The sequence below is a fragment of the Pseudomonas sp. LPB4.O genome, assembly GCF_038383825.1.
Taxonomy (GTDB): Bacteria; Pseudomonadota; Gammaproteobacteria; order Pseudomonadales; family Pseudomonadaceae; genus Aquipseudomonas; species Aquipseudomonas putida.
Genome location: NZ_CP151298.1, coordinates 1,975,758 through 1,999,585, shown reverse-complemented (window position 1 = coordinate 1,999,585; position 23,828 = coordinate 1,975,758). Strand labels below are relative to the sequence as shown.

The window sequence follows — 23,828 nt, the reverse complement described above, 5'->3', positions numbered from 1 at the left end:
CCTGCCCGGCCGGCTGGGCCCGGCCAGTTTTATTACAGTAGCTCAGCACGATCTACATTGAAGCACAGCCTGTGATGGGTGCATTGTAGGACCAAGGTTGCACTGGACGGGGATTATTCATGAGCAAACGCGTGGCACTGGTACTGGGCTCGGGCGGAGCCCGGGGGTATGCACACATCGGTGTGATCGAGGAAATCGAGCGGCGCGGCTACGACATTGCCTGCGTTGCCGGCTGCTCCATGGGTGCAGTGGTTGGCGGCATCTATGCTGCCGGCAAACTGAGCGACTATCGCAACTGGATCGAGAGCCTCGACTATCTGGATGTACTGCGCCTGGTCGACGTAAGCTTTCGCCTCGGCGCCATTCGCGGCGACAAGGTGTTCGGGCAAATCCGCAAGATCGTCGGCGAGATCAACATCGAGCAATTGCGCATCCCTTATACAGCGGTTGCGACCGACCTTACCAACCAGCAGGAAATCTGGTTTCAGGAAGGCTGCCTGCACCAGGCCATGCGCGCCTCGGCGGCCATCCCCAGCCTGTTTACCCCTGTGATGCAGGGCAACCGTATGCTGGTCGACGGGGGCATCCTCAACCCGCTGCCGATTGTGCCTGTGGTGTCCAGCCACTGCGACCTGATCATCGCCGTCAACCTCAACGCCACCAACCAGAAGCAGTACCAGTTGCCGGTGATCGAGCGCCCCGCGGCGTTCAAGATGCGCTTTGACTCCTTGCTGAGCTCATTGGGCTCTCGCTTGCCATTCCGGCGCAAGCCGGCGGAAGAGTTGATGCGCATCGAACAGGAAATAGTCGCCGAGGGCCTGGCGCCGCCCAACCCGTGGCTGGCAGATGCCGCCGACCCGGAAGGCCAGCAACCGGCGGCGGCACCGGAACGCCAGGGCGCGCCAAAGTCGGCGACTGGCTCGTTCATCATCGACAACGTGGGGCCTGCTTCGCTGCTGGACTTGATCAACCAGAGCTTCGAGGTCATGCAGACCTCACTGGCGCAATACAAGATCGCCGGGTATCCACCGGATGTGCTGATCAACGTGCCCAAGCGGGTCTGCCGGTTCTTCGAGTTCTACAAAGCGCCCGAGCTGATTGCGTTGGGACGGGAGATTGCGCGGGATACGCTGGATAACTATGAAGGGGTGAAACGCTAAGCGTCGTAGCAACCGCGAAGAGGCCGGCACTAGCGACAGAAACGAAACAGGCCGCACGAGGCGGCCTGTTTCTTCATGCAGCGATCACCTTAGTAACGGGTGATATCCGCATTGGCTTCCAGCTGCTTGCGGTAGGCCGCGAAGTCCTGCTGGCCAGCACGCGACGCGAGGTAGCGGCGGATCTGCTGCTTCTCTTCGTCGGTGGCGGTAGCGCCTTCGTTGACGCCCTTGAGCTGCAGCACCACCAGGCTACCGTCACGCAGCACTACGCTGCCATACACCGGCTTGCCCTTGGCTTGCGGCTTGCCCAGGCGGAACAGCGCCTGCAGTTCGGCCGGGTCAATACCGTCCTCGCCACGGGTAACTGCTTCATAGGCCTTCCAGCCTTGCCCTTCGTGCACGCTGTCAGCTGCGATGGAACCGTCACGCAGGCCGGCGATCAGCTTGTCCGCCTTGGCCTTGAGCTCGGCAGTCGCCTTCTCTTTGGCCAGGTGTTCGCGGATGTTGCTGGCCACCGCTTCCAGCGGCAGTTGCTCCGGCTTGCGGTGCTCCTTGACGCGCAATACCACGGTGGTCTCCGGGTCGAGCTCGATGGCGGTGCTGTTGGCAGCCTCCTCCAGCACTTCTTCGGAGAACGCAGCCTGCACCACCGAACGGTTGGCGGTAATACCTTCACCACCCTCGCGACCGAAGGCTGCAGAGGTCTGCACCTTGAGGTTCAGGTCCTGAGCCGGCTGGGCCAGGTCGGAAGCCTCGTAGGCAGCATCCTGCAGCTGCTTGCTGGCATCGACGTAACGCTGCTCGACCAGCGGGGTCTTCAGGTCGCGGGTCAGCTTGTCCTTCAAGCTGGCGAAGCTCGGCACTTCAGGTGCCTGCACACCCAGCAGCTTGATCAGGTGGTAGCCAAACTCGGTGCGCACTGGCGTCGAGACCTGGCCGTCCTGCAGCTTGTACAGCGCATCCTCGAACGCCGGGTCGTACACACCCGGGCCGGCAAAGCCGAGGTCACCACCGCTGTTGGCCGAACCCGGGTCCTGGGAGAACTCCTTGGCCAGCGCGGCAAAGTCCTCACCCTTGGCCAGGCGCTGCTCGATCTCTTCGGCACGAGCCTTGGCCTGGGCGTCGGTGACCTTGTCGTTGACCTCGATGAGGATGTGCGCGGCATGGCGCTGCTCGGCGAGGTTGGCGATTTCCTTCTCGTACTGGGCCTTGAGCTCTTCGTCGGTCACTTTGACCTGGTCGAAGAACACCGACTTCTTCAGCTCGATGTAGTCGATCACCACCTGGTCAGGCGACATGAACTCCTTGGCGTGCTGCTCGTAATGCGCCTTGACCTCTTCGTCGCTGACCTTGACCGCGGCCGGGTCGGCCTTGAAGGTCAGGGAGGCGAAATCGCGGGTCTGCTTCTCCAGGCGAGCGAAGGCATCGACCTGCTGGTCGGTGACAAAGCTGCTACCCGCCAGGCCGGTGCGCAGCTGGCCGATGAGCATTTCCTCGGCGAGCATCTCGCGGAACTGCATGCGGCCGTAGCCCATCTGGCGGATGACCTGGTCGAAACGGTCAGCACTGAACTTGCCATCCACCTGGAACTCCGGCGTTTGCAGGATCACCTGATCCAGCGCAGCCTCGGAGAAGGCAAACTTGGCATCTTCGGCGCCTTGCAGCAGCAATTTGCGGCTGATCAGGCCCTTGAGCGCCTCTTCACGCAGCAATTTGTCTTCCAGCAGCGCTGGGTCGAAATCCTTGCCCAACTGTTGCATCAACTGACGGCGCTGCATGTCGGCCGCCTGGGCCAGCTCGTTCTGGCTGATGGTCTGGCCGTTCACCTTGGCGGCGTCCTGGCTATGGGTGGCGGCCTGGAAAATAGCTTCGAAACCGGTCAACGCCATCAAGACGACGATAAGGCCGATGATGGTCTTGGCAATCCAACCTTGTGAATTGTCCCTGATATTTTGCAGCATGCGTCCCCCAGAAACGGCTGTACCACTGCGTCGACAACCGCGGAGCGTGGGTAGAATCCTGATAAAAGAAAGGCGCATCCGAGGATGCGCCTTTTCTTAGCAAACGTGTCAGGCGGGAACGTTTGCGCCCCGCCTTCAGCGTGCTCGGCCCCGGCAAAGCCAGGTCCGGCTGAAAGACGACTTAGTTGACGGCGTCTTTCAGGCCTTTGCCAGCCTTGAAACCTGGAACCTTGGCGGCTTCGATCTTGATCGCCTTACCGGTTTGCGGGTTACGGCCAGTACGCTCGGCGCGGTCCTTTACCGAGAAGGTACCGAAGCCAACCAGAACGACGTCGTCGCCTGCTTTCAGGGCACCGGTTACGGAGTCGATCACAGCGTCCAGAGCCTTACCTGCGGTAGCTTTGGAAATGTCAGCCGATGCAGCGATAGCGTCAATCAGTTCCGACTTGTTCACTCTAAGTCCCCTTATTTCTCTATTGAGTTTGTTTCTAAGTATGTAATGAAAAGCTTATGAAACGTGCGCTGGGTGGCTTGATGACAATAGCGTGCCGCTTTATAGCAAGGGCCCGAAAAAACTGTCAAGGAAAGCCCCCCAGCCAAAAACTACTAATGCGTGCTGATTCTTTCCTTAGCATCGCCGTCGCGCTTTTCATCTTTCGCGACAATCTCAGGAGCCACATCTGGCAAGGGCTCCGGGGCGTATTGCAGCGCAATTTGCAGGACTTCGTCAATCCATTTGACCGGTTTGATCTGAAGATCCTGTTTGATATTTTCCGGAATCTCCTTCAGATCGCGAACATTCTCCTCTGGAATGATCACCGTCTTGATGCCGCCACGGTGTGCCGCCAGCAGTTTTTCCTTCAACCCGCCAATGGCCAGCACCTGGCCACGCAGGGTGATTTCGCCGGTCATGGCCACGTCGGCACGTACCGGAATCTGCGTCAGGGCCGACACCAGCGCGGTGCACATGCCCACGCCCGCGCTTGGGCCGTCCTTCGGCGTGGCGCCTTCCGGCATGTGGATGTGTACGTCGCGCTTCTCGTGGAAGTCGGCGGCAATCCCCAGGCTACGGGCGCGGCTGCGTACCACGGTCTGTGCGGCGGTGATCGACTCGACCATCACATCGCCCAGCGAGCCGGTCTTGATCAACTGGCCCTTGCCGGGGATGACCACGGCTTCGATGGTCAGCAGTTCGCCACCCACCTGGGTCCAGGCCAGGCCGGTGACTTGGCCGATCTGGTCCTGCTGCTCGGCCAGGCCGTAACGGAACTTGCGCACGCCCAGCAGGTGCTCCAGCTGCTCGCTGGCCACCTTGACCTTGACCTGCTTCTGCCCGGTATGTTCCTTGACCACCTTGCGGCAGACCTTGGCAATTTGCCGCTCCAGGCCCCGCACACCGGCTTCGCGGGTGTAGTAGCGGATGATGTCGCGGATCGCCGAAACATCGACCTCAAGCTCTTCCTTCTTCAAGCCGTTGGCCTTGACCTGCTTGGGCACCAGGTACTTGACCGCGATGTTGATCTTCTCGTCCTCGGTGTAGCCCGGAAGGCGGATGACTTCCATCCGGTCGAGCAGCGCCGGCGGGATATTCATCGAGTTCGAGGTGCACAGGAACATCACGTCCGAGAGGTCGTAGTCGACTTCCAGGTAGTGGTCGTTGAAGTTGTGGTTCTGCTCCGGGTCGAGCACTTCCAGCAGTGCCGAAGCCGGGTCGCCACGCATGTCGCTGCCCATCTTGTCGATTTCATCGAGCAGGAACAGCGGGTTGCGCACACCCACCTTGGTCATCTTCTGGATCAGGCGGCCAGGCATGGAGCCGATATAGGTACGGCGGTGGCCACGGATCTCGGCCTCGTCACGCACGCCACCCAGGGCCATGCGCACGAACTTGCGGTTTGTGGCAGCAGCGATCGACTCGGCGAGCGAGGTCTTGCCCACGCCAGGTGGGCCGACCAGGCAGAGCACCGGGCCGCGGATTTTCTTGACGCGCTTCTGCACGGCAAGGTACTCGAGGATGCGTTCCTTGACCTCTTCCAGGCCATAGTGGTCGGCATCGAGAATTTCCTCGGCCTTGGTCAGGTCCAGACGCACCTTGCTCTGGGCCTTCCACGGCACCTGCACGAGCCAGTCGAGGTACGAACGCACCACCGTGGCCTCGGCCGACATCGGCGACATCTGCTTGAGCTTGTTCAGCTCGGCCTGGGCCTTGGCCAGGGCATCCTTGGGCAGGCCAGCGGCTTCGATGCGCTTTTTCAGCTCTTCGACTTCGTTGTGGCCTTCGTCACCATCACCGAGCTCTTTCTGAATGGCCTTCATCTGCTCATTCAGGTAGTACTCGCGCTGGCTGCGCTCCATCTGCTTCTTGACCCGACCACGAATGCGCTTTTCAACCTGCAGCAGGTCGATTTCAGCATCCAGCAGCGCCAGCACGTGCTCGACACGGGTGGTCAGGTCGACAATTTCGAGAATTTCCTGCTTCTGCTCGATCTTCAGGGCCATGTGGGCCGCCATGGTATCGACCAGACGCCCTGGCTCTTCGATGCTGTTCAGCGAAGACAGCACTTCAGCAGGGACTTTCTTGCCCAACTGCACATACTGCTCGAATTGCGACAGCAACGTGCGCACGAACACTTCCGACTCGCGCTCGGCGGCGTCGGTTTCGTCGATCAGGGAGACTTCGGCACGGATGTGCCCTTCTACTTCGGTGAAACGCTCGACCGCGCCACGCTGCTCGCCCTCGACCAGCACCTTGACGGTGCCATCAGGCAGTTTCAGCAGCTGCAGCACAGTGGCGACGGTGCCGACACGGTACAGGGCGTCCTCGCCCGGATCGTCGTCGGCCGGGTTTTTCTGGGCCAGCAGCAGGATCTGCTTTTCGCCCGTCATCGCTGCCTCGAGGGCTTCGATGGATTTTTCGCGCCCCACGAACAGCGGGATAACCATGTGCGGGTAAACAACGACATCGCGCAATGGCAAAAGAGGCAAGTCGAGGGTGGTCTTCATGATTTCGCCTCTACAGCGGCCTTATGGCCGGAAACCGGTGGAAATGATGCTTGGACCTAATGTGGGGGCACGCTTGGGAAATTACAAGCGCTAGCGCAGGAAAAGCAGAAAGGGGCCCGTAGGCCCCCTTCTTGCTTGCAACCGTCACCGGCCATTGCCTGAATCAGGCGTCTGGCGCGGCCTTGGCTTGCGGCTCGCTGTTCTCGTAGATCATCAGCGGCTGCGAAGTGCCTTCGATGACGCTCTCGTCGATCACCACCTTGCTGACATCCTTCTTCGAAGGGATCTCGTACATGGTGTCGAGCAGCACACCTTCAAGGATCGAACGCAGGCCACGGGCGCCAGTCTTGCGCTCCAGGGCCTTGCGTGCAACGGCCTTGAGTGCATCGCTGCGGAACTCGAGGTCGACGCTTTCCATCTCGAACAGCTTGGCATACTGCTTGGTCAGCGCGTTCTTCGGCTCGGTGAGGATCTGCATCAACGCAGCCTCGTCCAGCTCGTCGAGGGTAGCCAGCACCGGCAGACGGCCGACGAATTCCGGAATCAGGCCAAACTTGACCAGATCATCCGGCTCGACCTCACGCAGGGACTCGCCAACCTTCTTGCCTTCTTCCTTGCTGCGCACTTCTGCGCCAAAACCGATGCCACCCTTGGTGGAACGGCCCTGGATGACTTTTTCCAGGCCCGAGAACGCGCCACCGCAAATGAACAGGATGTTGCGGGTATCGACCTGCAGGAACTCCTGTTGCGGGTGCTTACGCCCACCTTGCGGCGGTACCGAGGCCACAGTGCCCTCGATCAGTTTAAGCAGCGCCTGCTGCACGCCCTCACCCGAAACGTCACGGGTAATGGACGGGTTGTCCGACTTGCGCGAAATCTTGTCGATTTCGTCGATGTAGACAATGCCCATCTGGGCCTTTTCCACGTCGTAGTCGCACTTCTGCAACAGCTTCTGAATAATGTTTTCGACGTCCTCACCCACATAACCGGCCTCGGTCAGGGTGGTGGCGTCAGCAATGGTGAACGGTACGTTCAACAGGCGTGCCAGGGTTTCGGCGAGCAGGGTCTTGCCCGAGCCGGTCGGCCCGATGAGCAGGATGTTGCTCTTGCCCAGTTCGACTTCGTCGCCCTTCTTGTCACGCTGGTTCAGGCGCTTGTAGTGGTTGTATACCGCTACGGCCAGCACCTTCTTCGCGCGCTCCTGACCAATGACGTACTGGTCCAGGATGCCGCTGATTTCTTTCGGCGAAGGCAATTTGTGCGCGCTGCTCTCGGCCTGGGCTTCCTGCACCTCCTCACGGATGATGTCGTTGCACAGGTCGACGCACTCGTCGCAGATAAATACCGAGGGCCCGGCAATCAATTTGCGCACTTCGTGCTGGCTTTTGCCGCAGAAGGAGCAATAGAGCAATTTGCCGCTGTCCTCGCCGTTACGGGTGTCAGTCATTCGATCGATCCAATCCGGTAGGCTTGCAACACAAGATGAAGGCAATTGCGGGCTTTTTCAAGTCCGCAGGTAGGCGCTTTCCGCGCCTACCTGCTCTGACACCCCGGTTCAGGAGGCCAGTTGCCGCTTGTCGTAGACCGAGTCGATCAGGCCGTACTCGGCCGCGCGCGAGGCGCTCATGAAGTTGTCACGCTCAGTATCACGCTGGATGGTCTCGAGGTCCTGGCCGGTGTGGTAGGCCAGCAGCTCGTTGAGACGCGCCTTGATGCTGAGGATTTCCTGGGCGTGAATCTGGATGTCGGTAGCCTGGCCCTGGAAGCCGCCCAATGGCTGGTGAATCATCACCCGCGAGTTAGGCAGGCAGTGACGCTTGCCCTTGGCACCGGCGGTCAACAGGAACGCACCCATGCTGCAGGCCTGGCCGATGCAGATGGTCGAGACGTCCGGCTTGATGAACTGCATGGTGTCGTAGATCGACATGCCAGCAGTCACCGAACCGCCTGGGGAGTTGATGTAAAGATGGATATCCTTGTCCGGGTTTTCCGCCTCAAGGAACAGCATCTGCGCCACTACCAGGTTGGCCATGTAGTCTTCTACAGGACCTACCAGGAAGATCACTCGCTCCTTCAACAGACGCGAGTAGATGTCATAGGCGCGTTCGCCACGGGCGGACTGCTCGATAACCATCGGGACCAGGCCGCCTGCGGCCTGGATGTCAGAGCTCTGCTGAATATAAGAATTGCGGGACATGTCCTGCGCTCACTCCCAAATAGTCATGGCTTGAATACGCACAAGCCAGCGCGAAGGCTGGCTTGTGGGGGTTTCCTACGAGAGAAAACGTATTACTCGGCTTCGGCTGGTGCCTCGGCTGGTTTTACGGCTTCTTCGTACGAGACCGACTTGTCGGTCACAGTCGCTTTCTGCAGAACAGTATCTACAACTTGTTCTTCCAGCACAACCGAACGCACTTCGTTCATTTGCTGGTCGTTCTTGTAGTACCAGGCGATGACCTGCTCAGGCTCCTGGTAAGCCGAAGCCATTTCTTCGATCATCTCGCGAACCTTGGCGTCGTCCGGCTTCAGTTCGAACTGCTTGACCACTTCGGCCACGATCAGGCCCAGCACTACGCGGCGCTTGGCTTGCTCGGTGAACAGCTCGGCAGGCAGTTGCTCAGGCTTGATGTTGCCACCGAACTGCTGAACAGCCTGCACGCGCAGACGGTTGACTTCGTTTTCCAGCAGGGCCTTTGGCACTTCGATCGGGTTGGCGGCCAGCAGACCGTCCATGACCTGGTTTTTCACCTTGGTCTTGATCGCCTGGCGCAGTTCACGCTCCATGTTCTTGCGAACTTCGGTGCGGAAGCCTTCCAGGGTCGACTCTTTGATACCGAACTGGGCGAAGAACTCTTCGTTCAGCTCTGGCAGCACAGGGGCGGCAACGCTGTTGACGGTGATGGTGAACTCGGCAGCTTTGCCAGCCAGGTCCAGGTTCTGGTAGTCCTCTGGGAAGGTCACGTTGACAACGCGCTCTTCGCCAGCCTTGGCGCCAACCAGGCCTTCTTCGAAGCCCGGGATCATGCGGCCGGAGCCCAGCACCAGCGGGGTACCCTTGGCCGAACCACCGGCGAACACTTCACCGTCAACCTTGCCGACGAAGTCGATGTTGACCTGGTCGTCGTTCTGCGCGGCGCGCTCGACAGCCTCGAAACGGGTGTTCTGCTTGCGCAGCACTTCCAGCATGTTGTCCAGATCGGCGTCAGCCACTTCGGCGCTCAGGCGCTCGACGTTGATCGACTCGAGGCCGGCAACGGTGAACTCAGGGAACACTTCGAAGATGGCGACGAATTCCAGGTCCTTGCCTTTTTCGAAGGACTTTGGCTCTACAGCAGGGGCGCCAGCCGGGTTCAGCTTCTGCTCGACGATGGCTTCGTAGAAGGAAGCCTGGACCAGGTCACCGAAAGCCTCTTGACGGGCGTCAGCTTCGAAACGCTGACGGATCACGTTCATCGGCACTTTACCAGGACGGAAGCCCGCAATCTTGGCGCGCTTGGCAGTCTGCTGCAGACGCTTGTTGACTTCGTTCTCGACGCGCTCGGCCGGAACGGCGATGGTCATGCGGCGCTCGAGAGCGGAAGTGTTTTCAACAGAAACTTGCATGGATATTCCTCGTTGCACAGACGTTAGCCGGCGTTAGCCCGACTCCAGAATCAAGGGCAAGCATTCTAGTGAGTCGCGCAGCAGAAGTCACCCCACTCGGGACGACGGGAAACCACGCCGGTCGATTAACTTTCAAGGCCCGCACGGCTTACCGCCGAGCCTGCTTCAATAAGGGCGGCACGACGCCCGGGGCGACCTGCAGCCGAAATACCTTGTCAAACAACTGCCAGTGGCGAATTCGCTTCCTTTATTATTCAGGATCGATTTCGTTGAACTGGCAATATTCTTCCCACCCCATCCCCAGCGCCTCGGCCACCTCGCGGTGCGTCTCCAGGCGCATGGCCTGCAGCTGCTCCGGGGTTTCGGCAATCAATTGCAGCGCCAGCTCCCAGGGCTGAATGCCCTGCTCATCGGCCGCATCCTCGAATGCCCACTCGATCTGCTGGGCCTGCTCGCGCGCATCCAGCTCACGAATCTCTTCGAGCAGCTGCGGGTTGGCCTCGGCAAAGCGCTGTAGCGCCAGGGCCTGACGGGATTCTTTTGCAATCATTGGGCTGTTCCTCTGCCGGCCAACCAGGCCGGTGTTTCAACCGGCTGAAATCTAACAGCTTTTATTGGGATGCCACTAGAGGATTGCAAGGGGGGCGGATGTGAATTGGCTGGGAGGGCGTTCGCCACGACATTTTCAGCGCCAGTGAGACCGAGCGCCGCCCGCGCGGCGCTTCGCAGCACAAGGCTGCTCCTACATTTGTTTCGGGCCAATTATTTCTGTGAGATTTGCGCGCGAATACCTTGGCGCATGACGCGATATCGCGCCGTACAAGCAAGGCGGTCGCGTGCGTCTGCCGCAGGATTGACTGGCCCAAAACAAATGTAGGAGCAGCCTTGTGCTGCGAAGCGCCGCGCGGGCGGCGCTCGATCTCACTGGCGCCGAAACACCCAAGCCATACACACCACAACCACTCAAAACCCAAAACAAAAAGGCGCCCGATCTTACGATCAAGGCGCCTTTTCTGGAATATGGGGTGGACGATGGGAATCGAACCCACGACAACTGGAATCACAATCCAGCGCTCTACCAACTGAGCTACGCCCACCATATTGCTGGTGTTGCAGTGTTGCAGTACAGCTTTACAGAAGCATGGTGCGGACGAAGAGACTCGAACTCTTACAGCTTGCGCCGCTGGAACCTAAATCCAGTGTGTCTACCAATTTCACCACGTCCGCGTAACGCTTAAAACAAAGGCGCCAGATGCTATCGAGGCGCCTTTGAAGAATATGGGGTGGACGATGGGAATCGAACCCACGACAACCGGAATCACAATCCGGCGCTCTACCAACTGAGCTACGCCCACCATATTGCATTACAACCTTACTTGCTTGCCCATGCTGCCTAATGGCGCACCCGGCAGGACTCGAACCTGCGACCATCCGCTTAGAAGGCGGATGCTCTATCCAGCTGAGCTACGGGCGCTTAAGCTTGAAGCCTAACCGAACGAGTCATTAACAGGTAACTGCTAAACCACTCATTCTGCCCGACTTAGCCAACCAGTGCTAGGCTGTGCCCGACAAGTGCGGCGAATCTTATAGGCGACCCCGAAAGTCGTCAACACCTTTTTCAAAAAAATTTAAATTATTTAAGGGGTTAGGGGATTTGCCCGACCACCCGCCTTTGCCCTTGGCGCGTGTCGTGCGAGAATACGCGCTCTTTATTGTTTCCTTCTCGATGGTTAATCACGCGTCTATGACTGCACACCTAATCGATGGCAAGGCGATCGCCGCCAGCCTGCGCAAGCAGATCGCTCAACGTGTCGTGGAGCGTCGCCAGCAAGGCCTGCGTACGCCCGGCCTGGCAGTGATCCTGGTCGGCACCGACCCCGCCTCGCAAGTCTATGTCTCGCACAAGCGCAAGGACTGCGAAGAGGTCGGTTTCATTTCGCAGGCATTTGACCTGCCCAGCGAAACCTCGCAGCAGGCCCTGACCGAGCTGATCGATCGCCTCAATGACGACCCGGCTGTAGACGGCATCCTGCTGCAACTGCCGCTGCCGGAGCACCTGGACGCCTCGCTGCTGCTCGAGCGCATTCGCCCGGACAAGGACGTGGACGGCTTCCACCCGTATAACGTAGGCCGCCTGGCCCAGCGCATTCCGCTGCTGCGCCCCTGCACACCGAAAGGCATCATGACCTTGCTGGAAAGCACTGGTCAGGACCTGTATGGCATGGATGCGGTGATCGTCGGCGCCTCCAACATCGTGGGTCGCCCGATGGCCATGGAGCTGCTGCTGGCCGGCTGCACCGTGACCGTCTGCCACCGCTTCACCAAGGACCTGGCCGGCCATGTCGGGCGTGCCGACCTGGTGGTCGTGGCTGCCGGCAAGCCGGGCCTGGTCAAGGGTGAGTGGGTCAAGGAAGGCGCCATCGTCATCGACGTGGGTATCAACCGCCAGGAAGACGGCAAGCTGGTCGGCGACGTGGTCTACGAGACCGCCCTGCCGCGCGCGGGCTGGATCACCCCGGTGCCGGGTGGCGTCGGGCCGATGACCCGGGCCTGCCTGCTGGAAAACACGCTGTATGCGGCGGAAGAGCTGCATAAGTAATAGCGCGTGATGCGAAAACGGCACCTCTGGCAGGTGCCGTTTTTTTTGCCTGTGATTTATGCATTGGCCTTGCTGGCCTCTTCGCGGGCTTGCCCGCTCCCACAGGAACCCCACAACCCTTGAGAGCGGTGCAGCCGAGCCCGCGAAGAAACCAACGCGGTGCTCAGCCGATCACTTGCGCGCCGCCTCCCACGACTTCAGCAGTTCGGTGTAGCTGACTGTCTCGCCCTTGGGCTTTTCGTTGGCCAGCTTGGGCTTCGGTGCGCCCGGCTGGTCGAACCAGTACTGGGCGTCTTTCTCCGGGTTCATCTTGGGTGCACAGGTCGCCTGGGCATTGGAGCGCTGCAAGCGTTCCATCATGCGGTCCTGGTCGCGGGCCAGGCCGTCCAGGGCTTCCTGCGGGGTCTTCTCGCCACTGGCCACTTCGGCGATATGGCTCCACCACAGCTGGGCCAGCCGCGGGTAATCCGGCACGTTGGTGCCGGTCGGCGTCCACTGCACCCGCGCCGGGCTGCGGTAGAACTCCACCAGCCCGCCCAGCTTGGGCGCAAGGTCGGTCATGGCCTGGGAGTTGATGTCCGACTCGCGAATCGGCGTCAGGCCGACGATGGTCTTTTTCAGCGACACGGTCTTGGAGGTGACGAACTGGGCATACAACCAGGCCGCCAGGCGTTGCTTCTCGGGGGTGGACTTGAAGAACGTCCATGAGCCGGTGTCCTGGTAGCCCAGTTTCATCCCCTCCTCCCAGTACGGCCCCTTCGGTGAGGGCGCCATGCGCCACTTCGGCGTGCCGTCGGCATTTACCACCGGCAAGCCAGGCTTGGTCATGTCGGCGGTAAACGCGGTGTACCAGAATATCTGCTGGGCAATGTTGCCCTGCGCCGGTACCGGGCCGGCTTCGGAGAAGGTCATGCCCTGGGCCTCCTTGGGCGCGTAGGCACGCATCCAGTCCACGTACTTTTGCGTGGCATAGACGGCCGCCGGCCCGTTGGTGTCGCCGCCGCGGGTCACGCTGGAACCCACCGGGTGGCAGTCCTCGACGCGAATGCCCCATTCATCCACCGGCAAGCCGTTGGGCAGGCCCTTGTCACCGCCACCTGCCATGGAGAACCAGGCATCGGTGAAGCGCCAGCCCAGCGAGGGGTCTTTCTTGCCGTAGTCCATGTGCCCGTAAACGCGCTTGCCGTCGATTTCTTTGACGTCTTCGGTGAAGAACTTGGCAATGTCCTCGTAGGCCGACCAGTTCACCGGCACGCCCAGCTCATAACCGTACTTTTCCTTGAATTTAGCCTTAAGCTCCGGCCGCTCGAACCAGTCGGCGCGGAACCAGTACAGGTTGGCGAACTGCTGGTCGGGCAGTTGGTAGACCTTGCCATCCGGCGCAGTGGTGAAGGAAATACCGATGAAATCCTTCAGGTCGAGGGTCGGCGAGGTGTAGGCCTTGCCCTCGTTGGCCATCAGGTCGGTAATCGATTCCACCTTGCCATAGCGAAAGTGCGTACCGATCAGGTCGGAGTCGTTGACCCAGCCGTCGTAGATGTTCTTGTCCGACTGCATCTGCGTCTGCAGTTTCTCCACCACATCGCCTTCCTGCAGCAGGTCGTGGGTCAGCTGTATGCCGGTGATCTCGCTGAAGGCCTTGGCCAGCACCTTGGATTCATATTCATGGGTGGTGATGGTTTCCGACACCACATTGATCTTCATGCCACGGAACGGCTCGGCGGCCTTGATGAACCACTGCAATTCAGCCAGTTGCTGTTCAGGGGTAAGGGTTGAAGGCTTGAACTCACTGCCGATCCATTTTTTTGCTGCATCTTCGTACTGGTCGGCCCAGACAGCGCCATGCGCGCTGGCCAGTACCAGCAACGCGGCAAGGGTCAAATGTCGCCTGTTGTGCTTGTTATCGAACATTGTGATCTCCCGTTTCAGTTATCCCACAGGGCCGCTCGCTCAGCCCCAGCGCAGCACCACCACCAGCCACGCCAGCGATAGCAGCGAGGCCACCCACAAGGGCCAGTCGCTGACGCCGACCACCAGCAGGTGCAGGTAGGCGCTGGCCAGCAGGCCGATGAACAAGCGGTCACCACGGCTGGTGACCAGCGGCAAGAAGCCCCGTCGCGCTACGCAGGGGCGGCGCAGTTCAAGCAGGGTCATGCCCACCAGCAGCACGCCAACGGCGACGAAGAACAGCGCCGTCGGCAGAGTCCAGGCCATCCACTCCATGCGTTGCCCTCCTCACACCCGGCCCAGGGCAAAGCCCTTGGCCACATGGTTACGCACGAACCAGATCACCAGCATGCCGGGCAAGATGGTCAGTACCCCCGCCGCCGCCAGCACACCCCAGTCGATCCCTGATGCCGACACGGTGCGGGTCATTACCGCAGCAATCGGCTTGGCGTTCACCGAGGTCAGGGTGCGCGCCAGCAGCAGTTCGACCCAGGAGAACATGAAGCAGAAAAACGCCGTGACGCCGATACCGGAGCCAATCAGCGGAATGAAGATTTTCACGAAGAAGCGCGGGAAGCTGTAGCCGTCGATGTAGGCCGTTTCGTCGATTTCCTTGGGCACCCCCGACATGAACCCCTCCAGGATCCACACCGCCAGCGGCACGTTGAACAGGCAGTGGGCCAGGGCCACGGCGATATGGGTATCGAACAGGCCAATCGACGAGTACAGCTGGAAGAACGGCAGCAGGAACACCGCCGGTGGCGCCATGCGGTTGGTCAGCAGCCAGAAGAACAGGTGGCGGTCGCCGAGGAAGCGGTAGCGCGAGAAGGCATACGCCGCCGGCAACGCCACCAGCAGCGAAATCAGCGTGTTCAGGCACACGTAATACAGCGAGTTGAGGTAGCCGCTGTACCAGCTGGCATCGGTGAAGATCACCCGGTAGTTGTCGAGGGTGAACGCCTGCGGCCACAGCGTCAGGCCACCCAGGATCTCGGTATTGCTCTTGAACGACATGTTCAGCAGCCAGTAGATCGGCACCAGCAGGAAGAAGAAGTACAGCAGCAGGGCCAGCGATTTGCGCGTGCTCATGGCCTAGTCCTTGTCGGCATGGGTCATGGCTGTGTAGAACAGCCACGACACCAGCAGGATGATCAGGAAGTACACCAGCGAGAACGCCGCTGCCGGGCCCAGGTCGAACTGCCCCACGGCCATGCGCGTGAGGGTCTGGCTGAGGAACGTCGTGGCGTTGCCCGGCCCGCCACCGGTCAGCACGAATGGCTCGGTGTAGATCATGAAACTGTCCATGAAGCGCAGCATCACCGCGATCAGCAGCACGTTCTTCAGCTTGGGCAGCTGGATATGGCGGAACACCGCCCAGCCCGAGGCACGGTCGATGCGTGCAGCCTGGTAGTACACGTCGGGGATGGCGCGCAGCCCCGAATAGCACAGCAATGCCACCAGCGAGGTCCAGTGCCACACATCCATCACCAGCACGGTGAGCCAGGCGTCGAACGGGTCACCGGCATAGTTGTAGCTGACCCCAAGCTTGGCCAGGGTGGCGCCGAGCAGGCCGATGTCGGCACGGCCGAAAATCTGCCAGATGGTGCCGACCACGTTCCACGGGATCAGCAACGGGATCGCCATGATGATCAGGCACAGCGAGGCCATACGCCCCTTGGTCGGCATGGTCAGGGCAATGCCGATACCCAGCGGGATCTCGATCAGCAGCACACAGGCGGAGTAGATGAACTGGCGCAGCAGCGCATCGTGCAGCGCCGGGTCACGCAGCACCTGGCGGTACCAGTCGGCACCGACGAAGTAGCGGTTGGACTGATCGAAGATGTCCTGCACCGAGTAGTTGACCACCGTCATCATCGGTACCACTGCGCTGAACGCCACCAGCAGAAACACCGGTAGCACCAGCCACCAGGCCTTGTTGTTCTGCACCTTGTTGCTCATGGCCCGGCCTCCAGCAGCACATCGTCGACGTACAACATCAGCCACTGCGCCGGCAGGCTGACCCAGGCCTGCTCCACGGGCAACGGGCGGTCCTCGCCCAGCCGCGCCTTGAGCGCGACACCGCCCAGTTCGAGGGTGACGATGCGGTAGGTGCCCAGGTCTTCGACATCCAGCACCCGTGCCGGGTGGGCATCATCGAACGGGCTGTCCCACAGCTGCACGAACTCTGGGCGAATGCCCACCTGCAGTCGCCCACATGCTGTCGCCGCCAGGCGCTCGCGCAGGCCATCGGGCAGCGCCAGGTGGACATCGCCGAACACCACCCCGTCCGCCTTGGCACGCACGTCGATCAGGTTCATCCCCGGGCTGCCAATGAAGTAGCCAACGAAGGTATGCCGCGGCCGCTCGAACAACTCGCGCGGTGTGCCGAACTGGACAATGCGCCCGCCGTGCATCACCGCGATCTTGTCGGCGAAGGTGGAAGCCTCCAACTGGTCGTGGGTGACGTAGATCATGGTGATATTGAACTGCTCATGGATCTGCTTCAGCTTGCGCCGCAGCTTCCACTTCAGGTGCGGGTCGATCACCGTCAGCGGCTCGTCGAACAGGATCGCCGACACGTCATCGCGCACCAGGCCGCGCCCCATGGAGACCTTCTGTTTTTCGTCGGCACTGAGGTTGCGCGCCTTCTTGCGCAGCACGCCAGCCAGGTCGAGCACCTCGGCAATTTCTTCCACCCGGGCACGCACCCGGGCTTCATCCAGCCCCTGGTTGCGCAAGGGGAAGGCCAGGTTGTCGAACACCGTCATGGTGTCGTACACCACCGGGAACTGAAACACCTGAGCGATATTGCGCGCCTGTGGTGACAGCTGGTTGACCGGTTTGCCGTCGAACAGCACTTCGCCATGGGACGGCGTCAGCAGCCCGGAAATGATATTGAGCAAGGTCGACTTGCCGCAGCCCGATGGCCCGAGCAAGGCATAGGCACCGCCCTGCTCCCACACATGATCCAGTGCGTGCAGGGCATAGTCGGCCTCGCTGGCGGGCTGGCGGCTGTAACTGTGCGCCAGTTGGCGCAGGCGGATTTCGGCCATCACCCTCTCCTTGCCTGGCGCAACCCCGGGGCCTGCACCAACGTCCCGGCGCTGTCGAAGACGAACAGCTTGTGCGTGGGGATGAACACGCGAATCGGCGTGTCCACCTGGTACTCGTGCACACCGGGCAGGTGCAGGACCATGCGCCAGTATTCGTTGCGCACATGCAGGAAGGTTTCTGAACCGCTGATCTCTGCCAGTTCCACCAGCACCGCCAGCTCCAGGTCATCGTCATGGGCCGGCACCAGGGTGATATGGCTGGGGCGCACGCCAAAGCGGTAGTCGCCCTCGGCCAGCGGCTGCAAGTCGGCATTGCGGGCAAAGTGTACAGCCTGGGCAAGGCTCACCTCGTTGCCACTGATACGGCCCGCCACCAGGTTTATCGGCGGCTCGGAAAACAGCTCGGCAGCCAGCACACTGCCCGGGCGCTGATACACCTCGGTGGTGGGCCCGCTCTGCACGATCCGGCCTTCGTGCACGAGGGTGGTGGTGCCGCCCAGCGCCAGCGCCTCGTTGGCCTCGGTGGTGGCGTACACGGCAATGCAATGACGCGCCGCAAACAGTTCGCGCAGTTCTTGGCGCAGGCCTTCGCGCAACTTGTAGTCGAGGTTCACCAACGGCTCATCGAAGAGGATCAACGAGGCATCCTTGACCAATGCCCGGGCCATCGCCGTGCGTTGCTGCTGGCCGCCGGAGAGTTCCAGCGGCAGGCGCTGCAGGTAGGTTTCGATGCGCAGCATCTCGGCAGTTTCCTGCACCCTCCGGCGGATCTGGTCCTCGGCCATGCGCGCCTGGCGCAGCGGCGAGGCGATGTTTTCGAACACGCTCAAGGTCGGGTAATTGATGAATTGCTGATACACCATCGACACATTGCGCTGGCGTACCGGCACACCGGTGACGTCCTGGCCATCCATCAGCACCCGGCCCTTGTCCGGGCGGTCGAGCCCCGCCATCAGGCGCATCAGGCTGGTCTTGCCGGCGAGGGTGCGGCCCAGCAGCACGTTGAACGAACCGGGCTCGAAACGCAGCGAAGCCTCGACGATCCAGGGCTGGTTATCGACGCTGCGGCTGACCTGCTCCAGCACCAGGGACATGGCGTGGCCTTCTTGTGATTGTTGTCTGCCATGCACAGCCAGTTCCGTGCCAGTCCCCCCCCGGTGCTCTGGTCCGGGGCCTGGGTGGCAGCGCTGGCAAATCGCGGCTTCACACCTGAACACAATCACTGAACAACTGAACACTTGCCGGTTTGACAATGAACACCCGTGGACAACACTGAACAGCGGTCGGCCCATAACAACAACCCGAAGGACAGGCCCATGGCCGCATCCGCTTCGACCCACGCCCAGCTGATCCAGGCTTCCTGGGCCCGCTGCCGCGATCACGGCCTGCAGCCGCAGCACGCGCCGGATTTCGACTGCCTGACCCGCACCGAGCTAAGCGCCCTGCTGGAACAGCGCCAGGCGCTGCTGCGGCTGACCCGCGAGGAGGTACTGCCGCAATACACACACCTGCTGGGCAACGCCAGCTACCTGGTGATGCTGGCCGATGCCAGCGGCTGCATACTCGATAGCTGGGGCTCGCGGCGTTTCATCGAGCCGAACCAGCAGCAGGGTTTCAGCGCCGGTGCCCATTGGCTTGAGCGTGGCGTCGGCACCAATGCCCTGGGCACCACGCTAATTTGCGCCCAAGCGATCCACGTGGGCCAGGACGAGCACTTCCTGCGCCAGAACCGCTACATGTCCAGCGCAGCCGCCCCCCTGTTCGACGCCGCGCGGCAGCTGGTCGGAGTGCTCGACGTTGCCAGCGACGGCTACCTGCCGGCCAGCCAGACGCTTGGCCTGGTGCGCATGATGGGCCAGAGCCTGGAAAACCGCCTGATCCTCGCCGAGCATGCCGACCGGCATGCGCAGCTGATCTTCAATAGTGCCTCCGACAACCTCGACAGCCCTTGGGCCGGCCTGCTGGTGTTCGATGAGCGCGGGCAGGTGCTGGCCGCCAATCACCGGGCCGACAGCCTGCTCGGTGGTAATCCGCTGCGGCAGAACATCGAGCAGCTGTTCCAGTTGCCCCTGCAACAGCTGCTCAGTCATCCCCGAGAACAGGCATTTGCCCTGCAAGCCACCGGGCGCAACCGCTTTCATTGCCAGTGGCATCCCCCACGCAAAACCGCTCGCCGCCCCGAGGCCGACAGTGGCGAACCTCGCCTGGAAAAAGCGTTGCAACAGGCCGGCCTGTTACTGGAAAAAGACATCCCGGTGTTGGTGCAAGGTGAAACCGGCGTCGGCAAGGAAGTGTTCGTCGACAGCCTGCACCGCGCCAGCAGCCGCGCCAACCGGCCGCTGGTCGCCGTCAACTGTGCGGCGATCCCCGCCGAGCTGGTGGAGTCGGAGCTGTTCGGCTACGACAAAGGCGCCTTCACCGGCGCGCACCACAAGGGCAACCCGGGGCTGATCCGCAAAGCCCACCACGGCATCCTGTTTCTCGATGAAATCGGCGACATGCCACTGCCCACCCAGGCACGCCTGCTGCGTGTGCTGCAGTCACGGAGCATCCAGCCGCTGGGCAGTGGCGAGCCGGTGGCAGTGGATATCCGCGTGGTGTCGGCCAGCAACCGCGACCTGGCCGAAGAAGTGCGCGCAGGGCGCTTTCGCCAGGACCTGTATTACCGCATCGCCGGCCTGGCCGTGGTGCTGCCGCCGCTGCGCGAACGCGGTGACCGGCGCCAGTTGATCGAGCAGGTGCATGCGCGTTTTCGCGACCCTGGGCAACCCACGCGGCTGTCCCCGGCCATTATCGACCTGCTGGATCAACACCCTTGGCCAGGCAACCTGCGTGAACTGGCAAGCGTGCTGCAAGTTGCGCTGGCCTTGGCGGGCAACGGGCCTATCGGCGTCGAGCACCTGCCTGCGGGCTTTCTGGCCGAGTCGCCGATGGCGGTGCTGGTGGCGGCCGAAGAGACGGACCTGCAGATGCTGGTCGAGCAAGCCAACGGCAACCTGTCGGCGGTCGCACGCCGGCTCGGGATCAGCCGCACCACGCTGTACAAGCGTTTGCGGGCGGGATGAAGCCATATTTGCACCAATGCTGCACTTGACCGAGCGGCTGATGGCCGCTCAAGGGTCGCGCCACTGCACCGGCTGGCGGTAGGTCTGTGCCCAAGCTTGCACTTCATTGGCCGGCATCGGCCTGGCGATGCAATAGCCCTGCGCCAGCTCGCAGCCCAGGCCCATCAACACCCTGCCGTGTTCCACACTCTCCAGTCCTTCGGCTACGACCTCGCGGCCGAAGGCTCGCGCCAGGCCGATCACTGCGGCGGTCAGGGCAAGGTCATCCTGGTCGTGCAGGATGTCGCGCACGAACGACTTGTCGATCTTGATCGTCTGGGTCGGCAAGCGTTTCAGGTAACTCAACGACGAGTAACCGGTGCCGAAATCGTCCAGCGAAAAGCGCACGCCCAGCGCACGACAGGCGTCCAGGCAGCGGCTGACGTGCTGCAGGTTGTCGATGGCCACTGACTCGACGATTTCCAGGTCCAGCCGCGACGGGTCCACCTGCGGGTACGCTGCCAATAGCTGCTGCAGGCGCTCGGTAAAGTCACTGCGCTGTAGATGCCGTGCAGCGATGTTCACACTCAATGACCAAGGCTGCCCCTGGCGCCCCCAGGCCTGCAGCTGGCTCAGGGCCTGGCCGATCACCCATTCGCCGATTTCGACGATCAGGTCGGTCTGCTCAACCCAGGGCAGAAAATCGCCGGGCGGCACCACGCCACGGCCTGGCCGCTGCCAGCGCAGCAAGCCCTCGAAACCTAGCACCTGGCCACTGCGCAGGTTCACCTTGGGCTGGTAATACAGGCACAGCTCGTGGTTGTTCAGGGCCCGTCGCACCCGCGCCACCGTCTGGTGGGTGGCCTTGAGCTCCTGCTCCTGCGATACGTCGAACAAGTGATAGCGGTTGCGCCCGCGCTGCTTGGCCACATACATGGCCTGGTCGGCGTGGCGTACCAGCGTATCGGCATCTTCGTCATCCTGGGGGTACAGGGTCACGCCGATACTGGCGCTGAGCGACAGCGTGTGTTCGCGTACCACACAGGGCGCCGCCAATGCCCGCAACACCCGCCTCAGGGCTGCATGCAGCTGGCGCTCATCATCGACATTGCGCAGGATCAGCACGAATTCGTCACCCGACAACCGGGCCACGGCATCAGCACCGCGCAAGATACTCTTCAAGCGCTGCGCCACCTCCACCAGCAGCAGGTCGCCCACGGCATGCCCGTAGCCGTCGTTGACCGCCTTGAAGCCATCCAGGTCGAGCATGCACACCGCCAGCGAGATGTCTTCGCGGCGCGAGTAGGCCAGGGCCTGGTTCAGCAGCTCGGACAGGTAGACGCGGTTGGGCAGACCAGTTAGCACATCGTGGCCCACCCGCCATTGCAAGGTATGCAGCAGCTGGCGCTTCTCCGTGACGTCAAAGCGGATCGATACGTACTTGCGCACCTGGCCAGTCGCCGGGTCGACCAGTGGCACCATGGTGCTGTCGACCCAATACAGCGAACCGTCCCTGGACCGGTTGCAGATTTCGCCCTTCCACACCCGCCCGGCGGTCAGGGCCTGCCACATGCCGACGAAGAACGCCGGCTCGTGCAGGCCGGAGTTGAGGATACGGTGGTTGGCGCCCAGCAGTTCCTCGCGGCTGTAGCCCGAGATGCTGCAGAACTGCTGGTTGACGTACGTGATGTTCCCACGCAGGTCGGTTTCGGAAAAGATCGCGGCCGCGTCCACGGCCGCACGATAGTTATCATCCATGAAGCATCCTGCCTTAGCGGTTGAAGCGCTCCACCAGGGCGCGCAAGCCGACGCACACCTGTTCCAGTTCGGCCCCGCGCGAGGCGGCAGCGTTGGCGCTTTGGGCGCTGTGCTGGGCAATGCCGGCCACGCCATTGATCTGCCGCGAAACGTCTTCAGCCACTGCCGACTGCTGCTGCGAGGCGGTGGCCATCTGTTGGCTCATGTCACTGATACGCTGCACCGCATCACGAATGCCATGCAGTGCCTCGCGGGTTTCCTGTACCTGGGCAACGCCCTGCTCGGCGCCCGTGATGCCCTGGCTGGCAATTGTCACGGCTTCCTCGGCGCCACTGCGCAGGGTGTCGATGATGGCCTGGATGTGCAGGGTCGACTGGCGGGTCTTGTCAGCCAGCGCCCTCACCTCATCGGCGACCACGGCAAAACCACGGCCCTGTTCGCCCGCACGCGCGGCTTCAATGGCTGCGTTCAGGGCCAGCAGGTTGGTCTGCTCGGCAATACCGCGGATCATCCCGGCCGCCTCGGCGATGGCACCGGTCTGACCGGCCAGGTGGCTGACTGCCTGGTTGATCTGGGTCACCGTGCTGGCCAAGGTGCGAATGGCCGCGCCACTGGCATCGGCCAACTGGCTACCCTGTTCGGCCAACTGATGCGCCGTGTGGGCTTCGGCCGCAGTCAACTGCACGTGGTTGGCCACTTCACCGATGGAGGCCGCCATCTGGTTCATTGCCGTGGCGCTCAGGTCGGTTTCTGCGCGCTGCTCCAGCAACGCTGCCTCGGTGCTGCGTGACAGCTGCCCGGCATCGTGGGCCGCCACCGCCATTTGCCCGGCCAGGTCACTCAACCGCGTCAACGCAGTTTTCAACCGTGCCTCTTCGCTGATCAGCATCAGTTGCAGCTGCCCGGCAGCGCCAGGCAGGTCGCTGTAAGTCAACGCCGCGACCGGGTCGGCGAAGGTACCTTCGGCACCCTCGACCACCTGCTGCATCTGGCGGCCGAGGGCGTTGCGTTTCCACAGGCCATAGGCCATGAACAGCCCCACGGTCAGCCCCTGCCCCACCAGGCCAGGCCACAGCTGGTTGGCGCCCAGCGCCAACAGCCCACCGGCCAGGGGCAACGCCAGTGCCTGCACCAGCAGGCTCAGCCGGCGCGGCGCCGACAGTACCGCCTGGCCGGTACGCATCCGCGCATACAAGGCCTCGGCGCGGGCCACCTGCTCACGCGTGGGGCACACCCGTACCGACTCATAGCCAACCACCCGCCCGCCTTCGAGGATAGGCGTGACGTAGGCGTTGACCCAGTAATAGTCGCCGTTACGGCAGCGGTTCTTGACGATGCCCATCCAGCTCTTGCCAGCCTTCAGGTAGCGCCACATCAACTCGTATACCGCCGGCGGCATGTCCGGGTGGCGCACCAGGTTATGCGGGCTGCCGATCAGTTCGGCATCGCTGTAGCCGCTGATGGCGGCGAATTCGGGGTTGCAATAGGTGATCAGGCTGGCGGTATCGGTAGCGGAAATCAGCCGCTGGCCAGAGGGAAAACGTTGCTCGACCGGGGTTACCGGCAGGTTGAGGCGCACGATGAGACTCCATTCAAGGGGGTGCCAGGCGCTTGCTGCGAGCCTTTGCGGGATAAAAAATCCGTCAATGCGCTCTCAGTGACTGCCCGGTCAGGCGCGGATTCTACGAGTCCCGCCACAT

Annotated in this window: 18 protein-coding genes and 4 tRNA genes; 3 read left to right on the top strand and 19 right to left on the bottom strand. The window is 61.9% G+C overall.

Going from position 1 to position 23,828, the window contains the following annotated elements:
- The first annotated feature begins 119 nt into the window (after window positions 1–119).
- Entirely contained in the window at window positions 120–1,160 is a 1,041-nt protein-coding gene (locus tag MRBLPB4O_RS09055) for a patatin-like phospholipase family protein (RefSeq protein WP_341798144.1), read from the top strand.
- Between the two features lie 89 nt (window positions 1,161–1,249).
- On the opposite strand, the gene MRBLPB4O_RS09050 is transcribed toward MRBLPB4O_RS09055, so the two are convergent.
- From MRBLPB4O_RS09050 to MRBLPB4O_RS09000, 11 genes are all read right to left on the bottom strand, one after another.
- Entirely contained in the window at window positions 1,250–3,121 is a 1,872-nt protein-coding gene (locus MRBLPB4O_RS09050) for a SurA N-terminal domain-containing protein (RefSeq protein WP_049276840.1), read from the bottom strand.
- A 181-nt stretch (window positions 3,122–3,302) separates the two neighbouring features.
- Window positions 3,303–3,575 carry an HU family DNA-binding protein gene (locus tag MRBLPB4O_RS09045; RefSeq protein WP_016485887.1) on the bottom strand — a complete coding sequence of 91 codons (273 nt, stop codon included), beginning with the start codon at window positions 3,573–3,575 and terminating at the stop codon, window positions 3,303–3,305.
- A 152-nt stretch (window positions 3,576–3,727) separates the two neighbouring features.
- Complete coding sequence (lon, locus tag MRBLPB4O_RS09040; protein ID WP_049276841.1) at window positions 3,728–6,124, bottom strand: endopeptidase La; 2,397 nt, start codon at window positions 6,122–6,124, stop codon at window positions 3,728–3,730.
- Between the two features lie 163 nt (window positions 6,125–6,287).
- On the bottom strand, window positions 6,288–7,571 hold the full coding sequence (gene clpX, locus MRBLPB4O_RS09035) for an ATP-dependent Clp protease ATP-binding subunit ClpX (protein ID WP_016485885.1): 1,284 nt from the start codon (window positions 7,569–7,571) through the stop codon (window positions 6,288–6,290).
- Window positions 7,572–7,679: 108 nt separating this feature from the next.
- On the bottom strand, window positions 7,680–8,321 hold the full coding sequence (gene clpP, locus MRBLPB4O_RS09030) for an ATP-dependent Clp endopeptidase proteolytic subunit ClpP (RefSeq protein ID WP_012271562.1): 642 nt from the start codon (window positions 8,319–8,321) through the stop codon (window positions 7,680–7,682).
- Between the two features lie 92 nt (window positions 8,322–8,413).
- Window positions 8,414–9,727: a trigger factor gene (gene tig, locus MRBLPB4O_RS09025; RefSeq protein WP_016500559.1), complete on the bottom strand. Its 1,314-nt coding sequence runs from the start codon at window positions 9,725–9,727 to the stop codon at window positions 8,414–8,416.
- A gap of 250 nt (window positions 9,728–9,977) precedes the next feature.
- Window positions 9,978–10,277 carry a DUF6388 family protein gene (locus MRBLPB4O_RS09020; RefSeq protein WP_016500560.1) on the bottom strand — a complete coding sequence of 100 codons (300 nt, stop codon included), beginning with the start codon at window positions 10,275–10,277 and terminating at the stop codon, window positions 9,978–9,980.
- Between the two features lie 471 nt (window positions 10,278–10,748).
- Window positions 10,749–10,824, bottom strand: a tRNA-His gene (locus MRBLPB4O_RS09015).
- Between the two features lie 45 nt (window positions 10,825–10,869).
- Window positions 10,870–10,954, bottom strand: a tRNA-Leu gene (locus tag MRBLPB4O_RS09010).
- Window positions 10,955–11,006: 52 nt separating this feature from the next.
- Window positions 11,007–11,082: transfer RNA gene (locus MRBLPB4O_RS09005), tRNA-His, on the bottom strand.
- 42 nt (window positions 11,083–11,124) lie between these two features.
- A tRNA-Arg gene (locus MRBLPB4O_RS09000) sits at window positions 11,125–11,201 on the bottom strand.
- A 270-nt stretch (window positions 11,202–11,471) separates the two neighbouring features.
- On the opposite strand from MRBLPB4O_RS09000, the gene folD reads away from it, so the two are divergent.
- Window positions 11,472–12,326: a bifunctional methylenetetrahydrofolate dehydrogenase/methenyltetrahydrofolate cyclohydrolase FolD gene (gene folD, locus MRBLPB4O_RS08995; protein ID WP_016500563.1), complete on the top strand. Its 855-nt coding sequence runs from the start codon at window positions 11,472–11,474 to the stop codon at window positions 12,324–12,326.
- A 171-nt stretch (window positions 12,327–12,497) separates the two neighbouring features.
- Here the strand turns inward: folD and MRBLPB4O_RS08990 are convergent, their stop codons facing one another.
- Genes MRBLPB4O_RS08990 through MRBLPB4O_RS08965 form a run of 6 tightly spaced genes read right to left on the bottom strand, consistent with a single transcriptional unit; the run spans window position 12,498 to window position 18,420 of the window.
- Complete coding sequence (locus MRBLPB4O_RS08990) at window positions 12,498–14,237, bottom strand: ABC transporter substrate-binding protein (protein ID WP_341798143.1); 1,740 nt, start codon at window positions 14,235–14,237, stop codon at window positions 12,498–12,500.
- Window positions 14,238–14,276: 39 nt separating this feature from the next.
- On the bottom strand, window positions 14,277–14,549 hold the full coding sequence (locus MRBLPB4O_RS08985; RefSeq protein WP_016500565.1) for a DUF2160 domain-containing protein: 273 nt from the start codon (window positions 14,547–14,549) through the stop codon (window positions 14,277–14,279).
- Window positions 14,550–14,561: 12 nt separating this feature from the next.
- Entirely contained in the window at window positions 14,562–15,362 is an 801-nt protein-coding gene (locus MRBLPB4O_RS08980) for a carbohydrate ABC transporter permease (protein ID WP_016500566.1), read from the bottom strand.
- A 3-nt stretch (window positions 15,363–15,365) separates the two neighbouring features.
- Window positions 15,366–16,232: a sugar ABC transporter permease gene (locus MRBLPB4O_RS08975; protein ID WP_341798142.1), complete on the bottom strand. Its 867-nt coding sequence runs from the start codon at window positions 16,230–16,232 to the stop codon at window positions 15,366–15,368.
- The gene (locus MRBLPB4O_RS08970; RefSeq protein WP_341798141.1) at window positions 16,229–17,326 is read right to left on the bottom strand and encodes an ABC transporter ATP-binding protein; all 1,098 of its coding nucleotides are present in this window, start codon (window positions 17,324–17,326) and stop codon (window positions 16,229–16,231) included. Before MRBLPB4O_RS08970 ends, MRBLPB4O_RS08975 begins: the two co-directional genes overlap by 4 nt.
- On the bottom strand, window positions 17,326–18,420 hold the full coding sequence (locus tag MRBLPB4O_RS08965) for an ABC transporter ATP-binding protein (protein WP_341798140.1): 1,095 nt from the start codon (window positions 18,418–18,420) through the stop codon (window positions 17,326–17,328). The genes MRBLPB4O_RS08970 and MRBLPB4O_RS08965 overlap by 1 nt, the downstream gene beginning before the upstream one ends.
- A 222-nt stretch (window positions 18,421–18,642) precedes the next feature.
- Here MRBLPB4O_RS08965 and MRBLPB4O_RS08960 point away from each other — a divergent pair, with 222 nt between their 5' ends.
- Complete coding sequence (locus MRBLPB4O_RS08960) at window positions 18,643–20,391, top strand: sigma-54-dependent Fis family transcriptional regulator (protein ID WP_341798139.1); 1,749 nt, start codon at window positions 18,643–18,645, stop codon at window positions 20,389–20,391.
- Between the two features lie 48 nt (window positions 20,392–20,439).
- On the opposite strand, the gene MRBLPB4O_RS08955 is transcribed toward MRBLPB4O_RS08960, so the two are convergent.
- Complete coding sequence (locus MRBLPB4O_RS08955; protein ID WP_341798138.1) at window positions 20,440–22,128, bottom strand: EAL domain-containing protein; 1,689 nt, start codon at window positions 22,126–22,128, stop codon at window positions 20,440–20,442.
- Between the two features lie 13 nt (window positions 22,129–22,141).
- Window positions 22,142–23,707 carry a PAS domain-containing methyl-accepting chemotaxis protein gene (locus MRBLPB4O_RS08950; protein WP_341798137.1) on the bottom strand — a complete coding sequence of 522 codons (1,566 nt, stop codon included), beginning with the start codon at window positions 23,705–23,707 and terminating at the stop codon, window positions 22,142–22,144.
- Between the last annotated feature and the right edge of the window lie 121 nt (window positions 23,708–23,828).